This window comes from Elusimicrobiota bacterium (assembly GCA_016218575.1).
GTDB lineage: Bacteria > Elusimicrobiota > Elusimicrobia > UBA1565 > UBA9628 > JACRDN01.
The window spans coordinates 22,238-37,062 of sequence record JACRDN010000006.1; the positions used below are offsets into that span (position 1 = coordinate 22,238).

Below are 14,825 nucleotides of genomic sequence, written 5' to 3' on the forward strand. Positions count from 1 at the left end.
TATGCTGTTTCATGGGAGCAAAAAAGAGAACTCGAGTTCTCGCAGGCGTTCTTCTCATAGCGGTGACCCTGGCCCTGCGCGATCGGCAGGATCGCGAAAGCTTCTTTCGCTTCATCCAGAACCCGCCGCTTGCGACCGGCTCCGCGGCGATCTCGCCACTCCAAGGAAAACCCGAAACGGGCGGGCACCCGGAGACTTCGAGCCAACAGAGGAGAATCGGAGAGGCCGTGGCCTCCCTGCCCCGCTGGCCTCCGGCTGCGAGGGTTGGAGAAGAATCTCTCGTTTCTATGCGCACCCCCGAGCCGCCGTACGCATCGCGGCCAAAGGCGCCGGCAGGCGCCAAGCGCCAAACCGCATCGCCCGCGCTAAGCAGTGGCTCCAAATACAGGCAGCCCAAAGCGCGAGAAAATCCGCCCGCTCGAGGCTTCTCGGGAGAACCCCGGTTCTCCGGCTCCGCGGCGCCCTCCATCCGCGGCGCGGCAAATCCGCGCGAAGGCGTTCATGGGCGCGCTCCTGATCCCGCCGCCGCGGAGGAAGCTGTCGGCAAGGCACGGCCGCGGCCCTCTCCCGCAACCGGTGCCCCATCCCACGGACCGGCCCCGGAAAGCGCCGCCTGGCGGATTTTCTTCAATCCCTCTCCGGAGAAAAACAGCGGGATGCGCCGGGGCCAGCTCCCGGCCGCCGGAGCCTACGAGCGGCTCCGGCGGTTGAAGCCTCCTTCATTCTCGCGCTCCCTGGGAGCCAAGCCCTTGAGGCCGCCGGAGGCGTCTCTGGCGCCGCCATCGGGCAATCCCTGGGCCGGGCCCTTGCCCAGGCATTTGGAGGATGGAACCCCGATCTTTCCGTACGGCCTATCCCTCGACGAGGCGGAGGCCGTCGAGCCTCCCCAACTCAAAAAACTGGGCGCCCACCATGGGAAAGTCCACTGGCACCGCAACGACTCGGGCCACTACCTGCATCATGGAGACCTGTGGGGCAGTTGGAGCCGAGGGCACTGGTCCTGGCTCGAGCGGCAAGACTCCCGCTGGTGGCTCTGGGCCAATGCCTCGGCAGGCGCCCTGGCTTGGCAGCAGGGGCATTGGTGGCTCAGGGAGGGGGAGCGCTGGTTTCTTCTCCATCAAGGAACGCCCTGGGGCTATCAAGCCCTCATCAACCGTTGGGGCCAAGGCGGCTACGAGCGGCCAGATGGCAGCCAGCTCCTCTACAGCGCCGACGGCCGCCGCGTGGCCGTGATCGTCTCCGGGGAAGGCGCGGCCCTGTACGACGCTCTCTCGGGAGAGGCTTTGGGCTATTGGCCCGACAGCGAACTTCCCGCCCGCTTCAAGATGCCTCTTGGTATAATAAAATAATGGATGGCCAAATCCGAGAAAAGCTGCTGACCCGCTTCAAGTCAAAACCAGCCGACCCCGAGAGCCTGGCCCAGGCCGGGTGGGAAATCCTGCGCGAGGCTCTCTCTCAGGGGGGCTCCGGAGAAACGGCGGCCTTGGTTTGCGAAATCTGCCGAGAGGTCATCAACGCGGCCTTGGTGCTGGAGAAGAGTCCGCCCGACACGGCGGTACAGCTCTTGAAACAGACCTCTTCCATAGCCGATGAAAACGGCCTTGACCCGACCACCCTCGTGAATTGGGTCTTGGAGGGTGTCGCTTGCGCGACCCTACGGCTGGGAGTCGCCGCGCGCAACCAGATGATCGACTCGATCGAGGAAAACTTCCTGGGGGGAGGCGCGGCCTTCAAGGAAATCTGCCGGAAGCTCCCCGAGAACCCGTGAAAATAGCCCTCGCCCAGATCAACACAACTGTCAGCGACATCCGCGGCAACGTCGCCCGCATCCGCGCTTTCGCCGCCAGGGCCGCGGCCCTCGGCGCGGACCTGACGGTATTCCCCGAGCAGAGCCTGGGAGGCTACCCGGCGCTCGACCTCTGGGAGGAGCGGGGCTTCATCGAGGCCAACGAGCGGGCCCTGCGCCGCTTGGCCAAGGAGACCGAGGCCTCGGAGATGGGCCTCTTGGTCGGTCTCTCGGCCGGAAATCCCAGGAAAACCGGCAAGCCCGTCCGCAACGCGGCGGCTCTTCTCCATAAAGGCAAGATATCCGTGCGCTCGAAAACCTTGCTTCCCACCTACGACGTCTTCGACGAGGCCCGTTATTTCGAACCCGCGCTCTCGAACCCGCCCCTCAAATTCAAGGGCGTTCAACTCGGCGTCACCATATGCGAGGACGCTTGGAGCCGCGGACCCGGCGGCAAGCGCCTTTACAGGCGCGACCCGGTGCAAGCCCAGGCCAAGGCCGGAGCCGAAGTCCTCGTCAACATCTCCGCCTCGCCCTTTGAACGGGGAAAGGCCCACGCCAGGCTCAGGCTTCTCTCCGAGCACGCCAGGACCGCCCGCAGGCCCCTTCTTTACTGCAACCTGATCGGAGGCAACGACGAAATCATATTCGACGGCAGGAGCCTGGCCTTGGACTCTCGCGGTCGCCTCGTGGCCGCGGCCAAGGCTTTCGCGGAGGACCTGCTCCTGGTGGATCTGGCCAACGTCCCCAAGCCCTTGGCCGCCCCATCGCCAGAGAGCGATATCTCTGAGGCGGGGGAAGCCCTTTGCCTCGGCATACGGGACTATGCCGGCAAGTGCGGCTTCGAGCGGGTGCTGGTGGGCTTAAGCGGAGGCATCGACTCGGCCGTCGTCTGCGCCCTGGCCGCGCGCGCCTTGGGGCCGGACAAGGTCCTGGGGGTCTCCATGCCTTCCATGTACTCCTCGAAAGGCAGCCTCGCCGATGCCCGGGCCTTGGCCCAAAACCTCGGCATCCGCCACCTCACCTTGCCCATCTCCGGCATCTACCGCCGCTACATGGGCGTCCTGCGCGAGGCTTTCGCGGGCAAGCCGGAGAACCTGGCCGAGCAGAACCTCCAGGCCCGCATCCGGGGGACCTTGCTGATGGCCTTGAGCAACAAGCATGCATGCATGCTTCTTTCCACAGGAAACAAGTCGGAGCTTTCGGTGGGCTATTGCACGCTCTATGGCGACATGAGCGGCGGGCTGGCGGTCCTGGCCGACGTGCCCAAGCGCACGGTCTATGAGCTGGCCCAATGGCTCAACAGGAAGGCGGGGGTCATTCCCAGGAGTTCCATCGAAAAGGCCCCATCCGCCGAGCTGCGCCCCAACCAGAAGGACCAGGACGACCTGCCGGCCTACGAGACCCTCGACAGAATCCTGGAAGCCTACATCGAGGCCCGTCTGGGCCCCGAGGAGCTCGCCAGGACCGGGCTCGACCCGCTACTGGTGGAAGACATGCTCAACCGCATCGACAAGAGCGAATACAAGCGGCGCCAAGCCCCGCCCAGCCTCAAGATTTCCTCGAAGGCCTTCGGCGTGGGCCGCCGCATGCCTCTGGCCCGAGGCTCCTACCGGGCATGACCAGAGCCCCCCGGGCGAAATTCATCCTCTCTGCCTGCGCCCTGCTCGGCTTTTACCTGGGGGGGCTTGCCGGGGCCTTCGCTTCGGCCCGGGCGGGAGTTGAATCCCCTGTCCTCCTCTTGGCCTGGCTCTCGGCCTTCGCATTGGGCGGGCTGGCCCTGGCCTTCCTGCTGGGCCGCAGCCTCCTCGGCGAATCGGCGCGGCACGCCAGCCTCGCCAGCGTCTTGATTTTTCTGGTTCCCGCGGCCGCCGGACTTTTCATGGTCCAGCGTATTCTTGAGGCGCTGTTGCGCTGGCGGCTTCCCGCCTTCATCGAAAACCTGGCTCTTTGGCTAGCCGCGCTAGCGGCCATCTGGGCCGACGAGCCCGATCTCTGAGAGGTCGGCGACACTGTTGAACAACCGAGCGATCCTGCCCAAGAGGCCGAGCCTCGCCGTCTTCAAGCCCGGGTCCTCGGCCATGACCATCACATGCTCGAAGAATTCGTCGAGGTCGGGCTTCAGAGCAGCCAAGGCCTTGAGCCCGCCATCGAAGCTGTCCCGGCTAAGCTTCTCGCGCACCTGTCCCTCGATCTGGGCCAGACGGTCGTAAAGGGCCAGCTCCGCCTCTTCGCGCAGTTGAGCCCGATCGAGCTGGGGTGGATTCTCGCCGGGAATCCGAGCCTGCCTCAGGATGTTGGAAACCCGCTTGAAGGCCCCTGAAAGAGCTTCAAATTCCGGGTCCTGGCGCACGCCGTGAACAGCCGAGAGCCGTTTCAGGGTGCGCGGGAAATTCTTGAGGCCTTCCGCTCGGACCGAACGGATCTCGTCGGCCTTGTATCCCATCTCCTCGAGGAAGGATTGCGCGCGGGCCCAAGTAAAGTCGCGAAATTGAGCGCCCAGCTCCTTGGACCGAGCCGCGGCCATGGGCATGGGCTGCAGGGAAAGGGCGAACTCGAAGGCCTTCTCCAAATCCACGGGAAATTGCTTCTCGAGAAGGATGCGGATCGACCCCAAGGCCTGGCGCCGCAGGGCCAGAGGATCGGCGCTGCCCGTGGGCACGGCTCCGGCCGCGAAGGAGCCGGCTAAAGTGTCTATTTTCCCGGCCAAGGAGGCCAGCGCGCCCTCGCGCGTGGCCGGGACATTGGAACGGGGGCCCAGGGGCAGGTAGAACTCCTCGATCCCCAGCGCCACGCGCTCCGCCAAGCCCTCGGAGCGGGCGTAGATCCCGCCCATGATTCCCTGCAACTCCGGGAACTCCTTGACCACCTCGCAAACCAGGTCCGCGTAGCAGAGTCGCGAGATGAGGGCGACGTCCGCCTCCTCCAGCGCCTGGTCCTGGCGCAGGGTCTCGCAAAGCCAAGCTGAGACTTTCCCGACGCGGACGGCCTTATCGGCCATGCTTCCGAGCCCCTTCTGGTAAGTCACCCGCGACAGGAGGCCCAGCCTGCCCTCAAGACCCGCCTGCCTGTCGCGAGCGATGAAGAAGGCGGCGTCGCTCAAGCGCGCCTCCAAGACGCGCTCGTAGCCCTCTCTGACCAACTTCTGGCCCTCGGAGACGCCGTCGCGCACCGCGATGAAATAGGGAGTCAGGGCTCCGCCCTCGCGGATGGGGAAAAACTTGAGCTGCTTCTTGAGGACCAAAACGATGAGCGGCGCGGGCAGCGCCAAGAATTCCTTGCGGAAGCTTCCCGCCACCGGCACGGGATGTTCAGTCATGAACACCGTCTCGGCCACGAGTTCCTCATCGGCCTCCAAGCGGCCCCCGAGCTTGCGCGCGCAGGCTTCAAGGCCCTTCTCCAGGGCCTCCCGGCGCTCCCGGGGATCGGCGATGACCAACAGGCTCTTGAGGACGGCCTGGTAGCGCCCGGGCTCCGTGATGGGCTGAGGCCGCTTTCCCTGGCCGGCCAGCCCATCGACGCGCCGGCCGCTTTTGGCGCCCGCGACCTGGAGAGGGAGGACCCGCGAGCCGTGCAGGACCAAGAGGCTCCGGATCGGCCGGCCGAAACGGAAGCGGCTTTCTTCCCATTCCATCGACTTCGGAAATTCCAGGGCAGCCACGGCCGCGGCGGCCACGCGGGACAGGATCGCCGCCGCGGATTCGCCGGGAATGGTCACGCTCGCCTGCAGGAACTCACCCTTGGGCGTGGAGACGATCCGCAACTCGGCCGGGGAGAGTCCGTACTTCCTGGCGAAACCCTCGGCCTGGGGAGTGAAACTGCCTTGCGCGTCCCTCAAGAGGCGGGCGGGCGGCCCCTGGACTTCCTGCAGCAAGGGCCGGGATTTATCCTCGACGCCCTGGCAGACCACGGCCAGGCGCCGAAGGGTTCCCAGGGCCCTGACCGCGGAATACCCGAGGCGTGATTCCTTGAGCCCGGCCTCGACGCGCGCCAAAAGGTCTTGAAGGGCGGGCTCGACAAAGCGCGCGGGCAAAGGCTCTACCCCGATCTCCAGCAGGAAATCCTTAGCCATGGCTCGGCTCCGGCGCGGCCGGGGCATTCATCTCCAGGTACAGGGTCATGACCTTGCGCGCGAGATTCCTCACCCGCGCGATGTATTGAGCCCTTTCGGTCACGGAAATGGCCCCGCGCGCCTCAAGCATATTGAAGAGATGCGAGACCCTCATCACGCAATCGTAGGCCGGCAGGGGCAGGCGCGCCGCGGCCAGCCGCTCGCCCTCCCGCTCCCAGTCGCAAAAGTGCCGGCCCAGCATCTCGGGGTCGGACTCCTCGAAATGGTAGCGGGAAAACTGCCGTTCGTTCTCCTGATGCAAGTCCCCGTAAAGGAGGCGGTCGTTAAAGTCGAGCGCGTAAACGTTGCTTTTCTTCTGCAGATAAAGCGCGATGCGCTCAAGGCCATAGGTGATCTCGACGCTCACGGGGAAAAGCGGCATGGAGCCCATCTGTTGGAAGTAGGTGAATTGAGTGATTTCCATTCCGTCGAGCCACACCTCCCAGCCCAGGCCAGAGGCCCCCAAGGTGGGGGATTCCCAGTCGTCCTCGATCCAGCGCAGGTCGTGCTTCTTAGGATCGAGCCCCACGGCCTTCAAGGAGCGCAGGTAGATGTCAGTGACCTTGGGAGGCACTGGCTTCAAGAGAACCTGGAACTGATAGTATTTCCCGAGGCGGTTGGGGTTGTCCCCGTAACGCCCGTCCGCGGGCCTGCGGCAGGGCTCCGGGTAGGCAACGGCCGTGGGAGCCGGGCCCAGGGCCCCGAAGAAAGTCGCCGGGTTGAAAGTCGCGGCACCCTTCTCCATGTCGTAAGGCTGTATCAAAAGGCAGCCCTCCCGCGCCCAGAAGCGCTGGAGCTCGACGATCAGGTCTTGGAAGGTCAATGCCGCCGACATGGCAGGGCCTCGAGAAAATCCTGGCAATTCAGGGGCCGCCCAAGCTGGGCCCGCACCGCCTCGTGGAGGCGGCTCGTCCATTTCGCGCGGAGCCCAGGATGGTCGGGACAAGTCTCCAACTCCCGCCAAGGGGCCTCGTGCAGGGCCCTCCAAAGCGGGGCGCGCTCCGGACCGTCCGGGCAGCGGCTCATCCCGTACCCCAAAAGACGCATGAGGCGCAGGCCGTAGGCAAGCTCGTGCCAGGGCGATGCCTCTGCTTCTTCCATGCTGGCCACGACGGAGCTCAAGAGCTCGTATTTCTCCTCGTTAGGGGAGCGTTCCGGCGCGAGTCCCGAAAGCCACTCGCAAAATGAGAGAGCCAGGGCCGTGCGTCGCAGATCGCGGCGAATGGACGGGAACGTGGAGATGATGCGCCCGCCGATCACCTTGCCCATGTCCAGGCGCGGGCTCAAATAAAGGCGGTACTCTCCCCAGACCAGGGGCTCCGACAAGGCCTTAAGCTTGCGCCCGGGCTTATCTACTCCCACGAAGCGCACGGTGAGTTTGCCCCAGGAGTCCGTGTAAAGGGTGGCCAGGCGGTCTGCCTCGCGGTAGGGGCGGCGCCCCAGCACCATGGCGCAGGCGTTGACGATCATGGCAGAAGGGCGGACGCCATCCGTCTCTCGAAATCTTGAGGGAGCTGGACGAAAAGGCGCCTCTCGGCGGGAAGAAGCCGCTCCAGCACCGGAGCGATGGCGGCCAGGGGCAAGCCGCAAAATAAAAAGTATCTTTCCGAAAAATCCAGCCCCAAGTACAACTGCGCTGCCCGCGGGGCTTCCAGCAGCTTAAAAAGCACGAGCTTGCCGAGGGGCTCGAATTTCGGCCAGGACTCCCGCAACCCGTCCAAATCCGCTCCGAGCAGGAGCGCCTTCAATTCCCCGTAGGCCCCGGCCTTGAGCATCCCCGCGGCCATCTTGAAAAATAAGGACACGCTAAATTATATATGATACCCGCATGGCAATGAAGAGAATTTTCGCCCTGCTCGCCCTTCTTTGCGCCTGCCTCGGGCCGGCCCGGGCCGCCGGCGACTGGGACGGCGCCATGGGGAAGTCCTTTTCAGCCCTCTTGGCCTTAAAAGATTCACGCCCGCGGCTTTCCCCAGAACTCAACCGCTACCTGGACCAGGCCCGGGTCCTAGAGCTCCTCATGAAGGCCTATCTCGGGCCCGAGGAGGACAGGCAGGGCGTGAGGGCCCACGCGGTGAGGTCGGAAACTCTTTTCGTGGCGATACCAGAGGGGAAATTGACCGAGGCCTACGGGCGCCTGCGCGCGCTGCGCGAGCTCAAATACATACTGCCTCAGCTCCAAGGGGGAACCGCCGTGATCCAAGGCGATGCGGCCGGAAAGACCGAGCATCTGGTCCGGTGGTTCAAGCCCGCGTTCCTGGGAAGCCTCAGGGCCTTGGCGCGCGCCGAGGAGGGCAGAAGGGCCATCCGGGGCCTGGTGGATTGGGGCTCGCGCGCCAAGATATTCACGAGCCCCTTCATGAACGAGGATTTCCCGTTCCTCACCGAGGATGAGCGCCGAGAGCTCAGCGAGCCCGGATCCGAATCGGAGTCAAGCGCAGTACGGGAAACCTCTCGCTAAGAGAGAAATAGCCGGGGCTGTTGATGATCTTGCCGCGCAGTCTCTTGGGCGGGCCCATAAGGCCCAAATAGTAGAGCCCCGCCCCCAGATCCTCGAACTCAAAGCGGCCTGATGAGTCCAGGGAGGCGCTGGCACTCAAGACCCCGGTGCCCGGCGCGGCAGAGGTGCCAGCAGCGACGTAGAAGAGCCCCACCTTCATGGAATCGGCGGGCGCCAAGTCCGACAATACCGAGCCGCTCACCCGACCTCGCCGGAAATTCTCGACCGGAGAGGCCTCCACCTTCTTCTCGTAGATGGGCCAGAGGTTGTCGATCTTGTACAGCCAGGCCCGGGCGCGTGCCTCGTCGCCGAAGCGCGCGTAGGCGGCCGAGAACGCCTCGAAAATGTATTGAGACTGCGTCACGTCCTCGAAGCCCTCCGCGCGAGTCCTGGCCAGCTCCGCCAAGGCCTCCAGGCTCTCGTAGCGCTCCCGGGTCAAGGGTCCGGCCCGGATCAGGGCCAAGGCCTTGCGATAATCGGGATAAGCCTGGGAGGAGCAGCAGAGGGAAGCGCTCTCCAAGGCGGGATCCGGCTCCCACCAGAAAAGCCAGCCTCGGCGCAGGGCTTCGAGCCCATCCCGGGTGAAAATGCTCCGGAAGTCCCTCTCCCTGAGGTACCAAAAGATCTTGCGCAGATTATCGGGGGCGATGCTCAAGCCATTCCACCGCGCCTTCAGCATCTCGACGGCGTAAGGCTTTCCCGCTCTCGGGTAGAGCCAGGCCAAGCTCATCGCGGCATCCGGCTCGGAGGAAAGCCCGGCGGCCTGCGAGAGGCTTTGAGGCCCGTAGCCCCAGGTCCTGCGCAAGCGCAGGTCCATGGCCGCGGTGCAAACAACAGAGACCGCGAAAACCGCGGCGATCATCCTCCAAGCCACCGGACGGAAATCATCCTGCAGAAGGGTCATCATGACGAGGACCATGGCGCTTCCCAAAATCCATGGGGAAAGACTCGTCAGGAACAAGCCCCAAAAGCTTCCCCGCAGATTCAGGGCCGCGGCGTAGGAGAGCCAAAGCCGGCCAAGAAGTCCGAACCCCGAGAAGGCCAGGCCCGCGCCAGAGCCCAGGAAAGCTCCAGAAAATTTACGTTCCGGGGGGCGCAGAAAAGCGAAGACGAGGCCTCCCAGGGCAGTCACCTCGATCGTCCGGAAAAGGACCTCCGCGCATTCCAAGGAGACGAACTCTCCAGAGGGAATGTAGTGGCGCAGGCTCACCCAGGAAAGGCCGCGCCACGACCACAGGGCCAGCAGGAAATAAGCCGCGGCGCGGCGGTAGCAGCCGTGCGCGGGATCGCGCTTATGCTGGACCAGGAAATGGAACAAACCGGCCAAGGCCAAGCCCAGAAACAAATCCAAGAGTTGCGCTGGCACAAATGGAGATTCTACCTCTATTCAGAGTCCTCGGCGCTCTGGAGCTTGGAGAGAATCGAGAGGTCCTCTAGCGTCGTCACGTCTCCCAGAACGCCCTGTCCGGCCGCGATTTCCCGCAGGAGACGGCGCATGATCTTGCCGGAGCGGGTCTTGGGAAGAGTCTCGGTGAAGCGGATCTCAGAGGGCTTGGCTATGGACCCGATCACCTTGCCCACGTGTTGGCGCAGCTCCTCCTTGAAATCATCGCTGGGGGCGCGCTTTCCGGCCAAGGTAACGAAAGCAGTGATCGCCTGCCCCTGGATTTCGTCCGGCCGGCCGACCACCGCCGCCTCGGCCACGCCCGGGTGACTCACCAGGGCCGACTCGATCTCCATGGTGGACAACCGGTGCCCAGAGACGTTGAGGACGTCGTCGATTCGGCCCAAAATCCAAAAATAGCCGCTCGAATCCTTGCGCGCGCCGTCCCCAGTGAAGTAAATTCCGGGAATCTGAGAAAAGTACTGGCTGCGGTAGCGCTCCGGATCTGCATGAATGGTGCGCAGCATCGCGGGCCAAGGCCTTTTGATGACGAGGTAGCCGCCCACCTTTGCCGGCACGGGACGGCCCTCCTTGTCCACGACCTCAGCCTCGATTCCGGGAAAGGGCAAGGTTGCAGAGCCAGGCTTGGTCGCCGTGGCTCCGGGGAGGGGGGAAATCATGATGGCCCCGGTCTCGGTCTGCCACCAGGTGTCCACGATCGGGCAGCATCCCCGGCCGATCGCGCGTTGATACCAAAGCCAAGCCTGCGGATTGATGGGCTCTCCGACCGTGCCCAAGAGGCGCAGGGAGGAAAGGTCGTGCTTGGCGGGCCATTCCTCGCCTAGGCGCATGAAGGTCCTGATGGCCGTGGGCGCGGTGTAAAAAATATTGACCCGATGCCTCTCGATCATGGACCAGAAGCGGTCCGGCCGGGGATGCAGAGGCGCCCCTTCATAAATGAAGACGGTAGCGCCGTTGGCCAGCGGCCCGTAAACCACGTAGGAATGCCCCGTGATCCAGCCCACGTCGGCCGTGCACCAAAAAACGTCCTCTTCGCGCAGGTCGAAGATCCATTTGCAGCTGAGCGCCACCTGCGTGAGGTAGCCGCCGGTGGTGTGCAGGACTCCCTTGGGCTTGCCCGTGCTCCCGGAGGTATAGAGGATGAAGAGGGGGTGCTCGCTGTTGAGGGGCGTTGGCGGACAATCGACCGACGCCTTGGCCAAGAGCTCGTGCCACCAGTCGTCTCGCCCCTCCTGCCAGGAAACCTCGACGCCCGCACGGCGCAGGACGATGACGGTCGACACACCCGGGCACGACCTCAACGCCTCATCGATGGAATCCTTGAGCCTTAGGACCGCGCCGCGCCGATAAGAGCCATCCGCGGTGACCACGACCTTGGCCTGGGCATCGTTGATGCGGTCTCGCAGCGCTTCGGCCGAGAAGCCGGCGAAAATCACGCTGTGCACGGCCCCGATGCGCGCGCAGCCCAGCATCGCCACCACGGCCTCCGGCACCATGGGCATGTAAAGGGCCACGCGGTCGCCGGGCTCCACGCCCAAGGATTTCAACGCGTTGGCGAAGCGGCAAACCTCGTCATGGAGCTGCTGGTAGGTCAAAGTACGGATTTCTCCGGGCTCTCCCTCCCAGACGAGGGCGGCTTTGTTGCGGCGAGGCCCGGCCAGGTGGCGGTCCAAGCAATTGGCCGAGGCGTTGAGCCTTCCTCCCAGGAACCACTGCGCCAAGGGAGGGCTCCACTTCAGCACCTTCTTGAAAGGCCTCATCCAATCCAGCTCCAGCGCGGCCGCGGTCCAGAAGGCATCGGGGTCGCGGCGGGCCTTGAGCCGCAAGGACTGGAGGGCCGAAAAACTTCCGATATGCGCCTTGCGCCGGAAAGAGGAGCTCGGCTTATACAGGCGCTTTTCCCTTAATAAAACCCTGATTCCTTGTTCCGTGGACATGAATCACCTCCCGAGCCGCATTCTAACATTTTTTGTATAATAGCTTTATGTTACCCACATATAGGCCGCATAACCGCAAACGTCGCAAGAAAATCGGATTTCGAGCCAGGATGTCCACCACGGGCGGACGGAAAGTTCTCAAGCGCAGGCGCCAGAAAGGTCGGCATATCTTGATTGCCGCTTAAACGGCAGGGCTTGGGGCCCGACGCCCGCTTGAGCGGGCGCAAGCGCTTCGGGCGGCTGTTCTCGGAGGGCCGCAGAATAGCGGGCCGCAACATCGTCCTTTGGTTTCGCAGCCCCATCCGAGACGCCGCCGCCCCCCAACCGCCGGAACCAGCGAGGCTGGGCCTGGCGGTCAGCGCGAAACTGGGAAATGCGGTTCTGCGAAACCGCCTCAAAAGGCTGGCTCGGGAGGCTTTCCGCCTCAACCGAGCCAGCTTGAAGCTTGGCTGCGACATGGTCGTTTATTTGCGCCCCGGATGCCGCTGGACCGGGCTGCCGGAGGCCGAGAAGGATCTCTTGGCCATCTGCAGGAAAGCGGACATTCTCGAATGATAACATCACCGCGATGGATTCTGCGCCGGGCCGTCGGCCTCTATCGGAAAGTCTCGAGATTTCTGATGCCGCCTTCCTGCCGCTTCCATCCCAGCTGCTCGGAATACGCCGCCCTGGCCCTCGACCGGCATTCTCTGTGCCGGGCATTGCGTCTCATTTCCGGCCGCCTCCTGCGCTGCCATCCCTGGCATGCCGGGGGATGCGACCCCGTTCCCAACGCCTAGGAAAAATAAAAATGGAAAAAAATCTATTGCTCGCCGTCACACTTTCCGTGGGAGTCTACGCGTTATGGTTCGGCCTGGTTGAGAAACGCCTGGCTCCTCCCAGGCCGGCACCGTCGATGCCGGCGGCGCTCTCCCCTAGAAGTCCCTCCTCTTCCCAGAATTCTCCCGCCAAGCCAGAGCGGGCCGGCCTCGAAGCTGAAGCGGAAATTCTGGCCTTGGGCAAAACCCAGGCCCGAGTGCATCCCCTGGGCGCCTCCTTGGTCAGTTACCGCTACGAGGAGCCCTTGGGAACGGTAGAGCTGATCGAGGACCCCCAGCCCGGCTTCTTGGCCGCATGGCCCGAGTTACGATTCAAAAGGAACCGCTCCGCTCCCGGGGTCGTTTACCAGGCGGCCAGGCCGGACGGGGTCAAAATCATCAAGGAATTCATCCCAGAGAGCGAGGGACGCCTGCCCCGCCTGCGGCTGACTTTGCTCAACCAGACGCGCAAGCCTCAGCAGACCCAAGCCTGGAGCCTCAGCCTGGGCCCGGGCCTGGGCACCATCGCCAGCGAAAGCGCCGAGAACCACAAGGTATGGCGGGCCTTGGCATTGAAGGACCCCGGCGCGGGACTCAAGGGCAAGATCGAGGTTTTAAAGCCCGGAAATTACCAGGGCCCCTACCGCTGGGTTGGAATCGACAACCGCTATTTCCTGGCCGCAGTGATCCCCGACTTCAAGGACTTCGAGCTGGTCGAGAGCCGCTGGCCCCCGCAAATCATCCTCACGGCCAAAAGCATGGCTCTGGAGCCCGGCCAGTCGCGCTCATGGGAGCTTCCCTTCTATGTGGGAGCCAAGGGGCATACCTGGCTTTCCCGCTACGGAGCCGGGCTCGAACGATCCATCGACTTCGGATTCTTCGCGCAGCTCGGCCGGATGGTCCTGCAGATCCTCAACTTCCTGCATTCCAAGATCGGGAACTGGGGCTGGTCCATCATACTTCTGACCGCGCTTCTTCAACTGGCATTATTCCCCTTGACCTACAAGAGCCTCAAAGCCATGTCCGCCATGAAGCGTCTGCAGCCGGATATCTCCCGCATCCAGCAGAAGTACGGCAAGGACCCCCAGCGCCTGAACGCGGAGATGCTGGAGCTTTACAAGAAGCACGGGGCCAATCCCTTGGGCGGCTGCCTCCCGATGCTCCTGCAGATGCCGGTGTTCATCGCGCTCTACAACGCCTTGCGAAACGCCTGGGAGCTCCATGGCGCCCCCTGGATATTTTGGATCAAGGATCTCTCCGCCAAGGATCCCTACTACATACTGCCGCTGGTCATGGGAGGGCTGATGTTCGCGCAAAACAAGCTCAACCCCCCGTCCACCGACCCTAGCCAGGCGGCGATGATGACATGGATGCCCGTAATCTTCACCTTCATGTTCCTCAGATTCCCATCGGGGCTGGTGCTCTACTGGATGACGAACAGCCTTCTCAGCGCCACCCAGCAGCTACTGCTCAAGAAACGCTTTAATTCCTAAGGCCCTAATAACCGGAGGAAGGATGGAAGGCATCGAAAGCGAAGGAAAAACAGTCGCCCAAGCCGTAGAGAACGCATTGAAAAAGACAGGGCTGCGCCGGGATCAAGTCGAGGTCCTGATTCTCCAAGAGGCCGCGGCCGGCTTCATGGGCCTCGGAGGCAGGAATGCGCGCGTGCGCATCGCGGAAAAGAGATGGGGAGCAGAAGCGCCGGCGCCTGCCCGTATGGAAGGCGGTCAGGCACCGCGGAAACAGACTCCAGCGGCCGCGGCCGTGGATCCTCAAAAAGCTTGCCACGCCGCCAAGGCCCTTGCCGCCGAGATTCTCGGGCTCATGGGTTTCAAGGACGCGGTATTGAGCGCGGAGTGGGACGATATCCAAGAAAGGCTCCTGTTGAAAGTGGACTCCGCCGATGCCAAGAAACTCGCCTCCGGCGACGGCCGGACTCTTGAGGCCATGCAGTTCCTTTTGTCCATCATGCTCAACCGCCGCCTTGGCGCCTCCGTGGCGATTCAACTCGACGCGCTCGGCTATTGGGCCAAAAAAGAGAATGAAATCATGGAGCAGGTTCAGCGCGGCATCGACCTGGTGAAAAGTTCGCACAAGCCCTACCGCCTGCCGCCCATGGAGCCCGCCATGCGCCGGCTCGTTCACAGGAGACTGGCCGACCACCCCGACATAGTCACGGCCTCGGAGGGAGAGGGATCTTGGCGCAAAATCGTGATAAAACCGCGCTAAGGGGTCGCTTCATAATAATATGAGCCCTTTGCCAGGGCGATATTGGAGCGAGACAAGGAT

16 protein-coding genes are annotated in these 14,825 nt (G+C 63.6%); 10 read left to right on the plus strand and 6 right to left on the minus strand.

The genetic code is table 11. From position 1 onward, the window contains the following. The first annotated feature begins 11 nt into the window (after positions 1-11). Genes HY921_01535 through HY921_01550 form a run of 4 tightly spaced genes read left to right on the plus strand, consistent with a single transcriptional unit; the run spans position 12 to position 3,785 of the window. A complete protein-coding gene (locus tag HY921_01535) occupies positions 12-1,349 on the plus strand; it encodes a hypothetical protein (GenBank protein ID MBI5629545.1) in 1,338 nt (445 codons plus the stop codon). Continuing rightward, a complete protein-coding gene (locus tag HY921_01540) occupies positions 1,349-1,768 on the plus strand; it encodes a hypothetical protein (protein MBI5629546.1) in 420 nt (139 codons plus the stop codon). Before HY921_01535 ends, HY921_01540 begins: the two co-directional genes overlap by 1 nt. Continuing rightward, positions 1,765-3,408: an NAD+ synthase gene (locus HY921_01545; GenBank protein ID MBI5629547.1), complete on the plus strand. Its 1,644-nt coding sequence runs from the start codon at positions 1,765-1,767 to the stop codon at positions 3,406-3,408. The genes HY921_01540 and HY921_01545 overlap by 4 nt, the downstream gene beginning before the upstream one ends. Beyond that, positions 3,405-3,785, plus strand: coding sequence for a hypothetical protein (locus HY921_01550; protein ID MBI5629548.1), 381 nt, complete (start codon positions 3,405-3,407; stop codon positions 3,783-3,785). Before HY921_01545 ends, HY921_01550 begins: the two co-directional genes overlap by 4 nt. Here HY921_01550 and HY921_01555 read toward each other — a convergent pair. From HY921_01555 to HY921_01570, 4 genes are read right to left on the minus strand one after another with little or no spacing between them, the layout of a single operon-like run. Beyond that, positions 3,750-5,858, minus strand: coding sequence for a glycine--tRNA ligase subunit beta (locus HY921_01555; protein ID MBI5629549.1), 2,109 nt, complete (start codon positions 5,856-5,858; stop codon positions 3,750-3,752). The two genes, HY921_01550 and HY921_01555, sit on opposite strands and share 36 nt — an antisense overlap. Then, on the minus strand, positions 5,851-6,720 hold the full coding sequence (locus HY921_01560; protein MBI5629550.1) for a glycine--tRNA ligase subunit alpha: 870 nt from the start codon (positions 6,718-6,720) through the stop codon (positions 5,851-5,853). Before HY921_01560 ends, HY921_01555 begins: the two co-directional genes overlap by 8 nt. Further along, complete coding sequence (gene recO, locus HY921_01565; protein MBI5629551.1) at positions 6,717-7,367, minus strand: DNA repair protein RecO; 651 nt, start codon at positions 7,365-7,367, stop codon at positions 6,717-6,719. Before recO ends, HY921_01560 begins: the two co-directional genes overlap by 4 nt. Further along, the gene (locus HY921_01570; GenBank protein ID MBI5629552.1) at positions 7,364-7,702 is read right to left on the minus strand and encodes a hypothetical protein; all 339 of its coding nucleotides are present in this window, start codon (positions 7,700-7,702) and stop codon (positions 7,364-7,366) included. The genes recO and HY921_01570 overlap by 4 nt, the downstream gene beginning before the upstream one ends. A gap of 23 nt (positions 7,703-7,725) precedes the next feature. Here HY921_01570 and HY921_01575 point away from each other — a divergent pair, with 23 nt between their 5' ends. After that, entirely contained in the window at positions 7,726-8,358 is a 633-nt protein-coding gene (locus tag HY921_01575; protein MBI5629553.1) for a hypothetical protein, read from the plus strand. Here the strand turns inward: HY921_01575 and HY921_01580 are convergent. Both HY921_01580 and acs read right to left on the minus strand, forming a co-directional pair. Continuing rightward, positions 8,303-9,763: a hypothetical protein gene (locus HY921_01580; GenBank protein MBI5629554.1), complete on the minus strand. Its 1,461-nt coding sequence runs from the start codon at positions 9,761-9,763 to the stop codon at positions 8,303-8,305. The genes HY921_01575 and HY921_01580 overlap by 56 nt on opposite strands. Positions 9,764-9,780: 17 nt before the next feature. Beyond that, positions 9,781-11,739: an acetate--CoA ligase gene (gene acs / locus HY921_01585; protein MBI5629555.1), complete on the minus strand. Its 1,959-nt coding sequence runs from the start codon at positions 11,737-11,739 to the stop codon at positions 9,781-9,783. Positions 11,740-11,786: 47 nt separating this feature from the next. Here acs and rpmH point away from each other — a divergent pair, with 47 nt between their 5' ends. Genes rpmH through HY921_01610 form a run of 5 tightly spaced genes read left to right on the plus strand, consistent with a single transcriptional unit; the run spans position 11,787 to position 14,765 of the window. Further along, a complete protein-coding gene (rpmH, locus tag HY921_01590) occupies positions 11,787-11,924 on the plus strand; it encodes a 50S ribosomal protein L34 (GenBank protein ID MBI5629556.1) in 138 nt (45 codons plus the stop codon). Further along, positions 11,914-12,294 carry a ribonuclease P protein component gene (gene rnpA, locus HY921_01595; GenBank protein MBI5629557.1) on the plus strand — a complete coding sequence of 127 codons (381 nt, stop codon included), beginning with the start codon at positions 11,914-11,916 and terminating at the stop codon, positions 12,292-12,294. Before rpmH ends, rnpA begins: the two co-directional genes overlap by 11 nt. Continuing rightward, positions 12,291-12,518, plus strand: a complete 228-nt coding sequence (gene yidD, locus HY921_01600; protein ID MBI5629558.1) for a membrane protein insertion efficiency factor YidD — start codon at positions 12,291-12,293, stop codon at positions 12,516-12,518. The genes rnpA and yidD overlap by 4 nt, the downstream gene beginning before the upstream one ends. Positions 12,519-12,529: 11 nt before the next feature. Continuing rightward, positions 12,530-14,029: a membrane protein insertase YidC gene (gene yidC / locus HY921_01605; protein MBI5629559.1), complete on the plus strand. Its 1,500-nt coding sequence runs from the start codon at positions 12,530-12,532 to the stop codon at positions 14,027-14,029. A gap of 22 nt (positions 14,030-14,051) precedes the next feature. Further along, positions 14,052-14,765, plus strand: coding sequence for a Jag N-terminal domain-containing protein (locus HY921_01610; GenBank protein MBI5629560.1), 714 nt, complete (start codon positions 14,052-14,054; stop codon positions 14,763-14,765). Positions 14,766-14,825: the final 60 nt, after the last annotated feature.

Coding starts and splice junctions, on each gene's coding strand:
- HY921_01535 (MBI5629545.1), top strand. CDS start 12: ATGGGAGCAAAAAAGAGAACTCGAGTTCTCGCAGGCGTTCTTCTCATA.
- HY921_01540 (MBI5629546.1), top strand. CDS start 1,349: ATGGATGGCCAAATCCGAGAAAAGCTGCTGACCCGCTTCAAGTCAAAA.
- HY921_01550 (MBI5629548.1), top strand. CDS start 3,405: ATGACCAGAGCCCCCCGGGCGAAATTCATCCTCTCTGCCTGCGCCCTG.
- HY921_01555 (MBI5629549.1), bottom strand. CDS start 5,858: ATGGCTAAGGATTTCCTGCTGGAGATCGGGGTAGAGCCTTTGCCCGCG.
- recO (MBI5629551.1), bottom strand. CDS start 7,367: ATGATCGTCAACGCCTGCGCCATGGTGCTGGGGCGCCGCCCCTACCGC.
- HY921_01575 (MBI5629553.1), top strand. CDS start 7,726: ATGGCAATGAAGAGAATTTTCGCCCTGCTCGCCCTTCTTTGCGCCTGC.
- acs (MBI5629555.1), bottom strand. CDS start 11,739: ATGTCCACGGAACAAGGAATCAGGGTTTTATTAAGGGAAAAGCGCCTG.
- rpmH (MBI5629556.1), top strand. CDS start 11,787: ATGTTACCCACATATAGGCCGCATAACCGCAAACGTCGCAAGAAAATC.
- yidD (MBI5629558.1), top strand. CDS start 12,291: ATGATAACATCACCGCGATGGATTCTGCGCCGGGCCGTCGGCCTCTAT.
- yidC (MBI5629559.1), top strand. CDS start 12,530: ATGGAAAAAAATCTATTGCTCGCCGTCACACTTTCCGTGGGAGTCTAC.
- HY921_01610 (MBI5629560.1), top strand. CDS start 14,052: ATGGAAGGCATCGAAAGCGAAGGAAAAACAGTCGCCCAAGCCGTAGAG.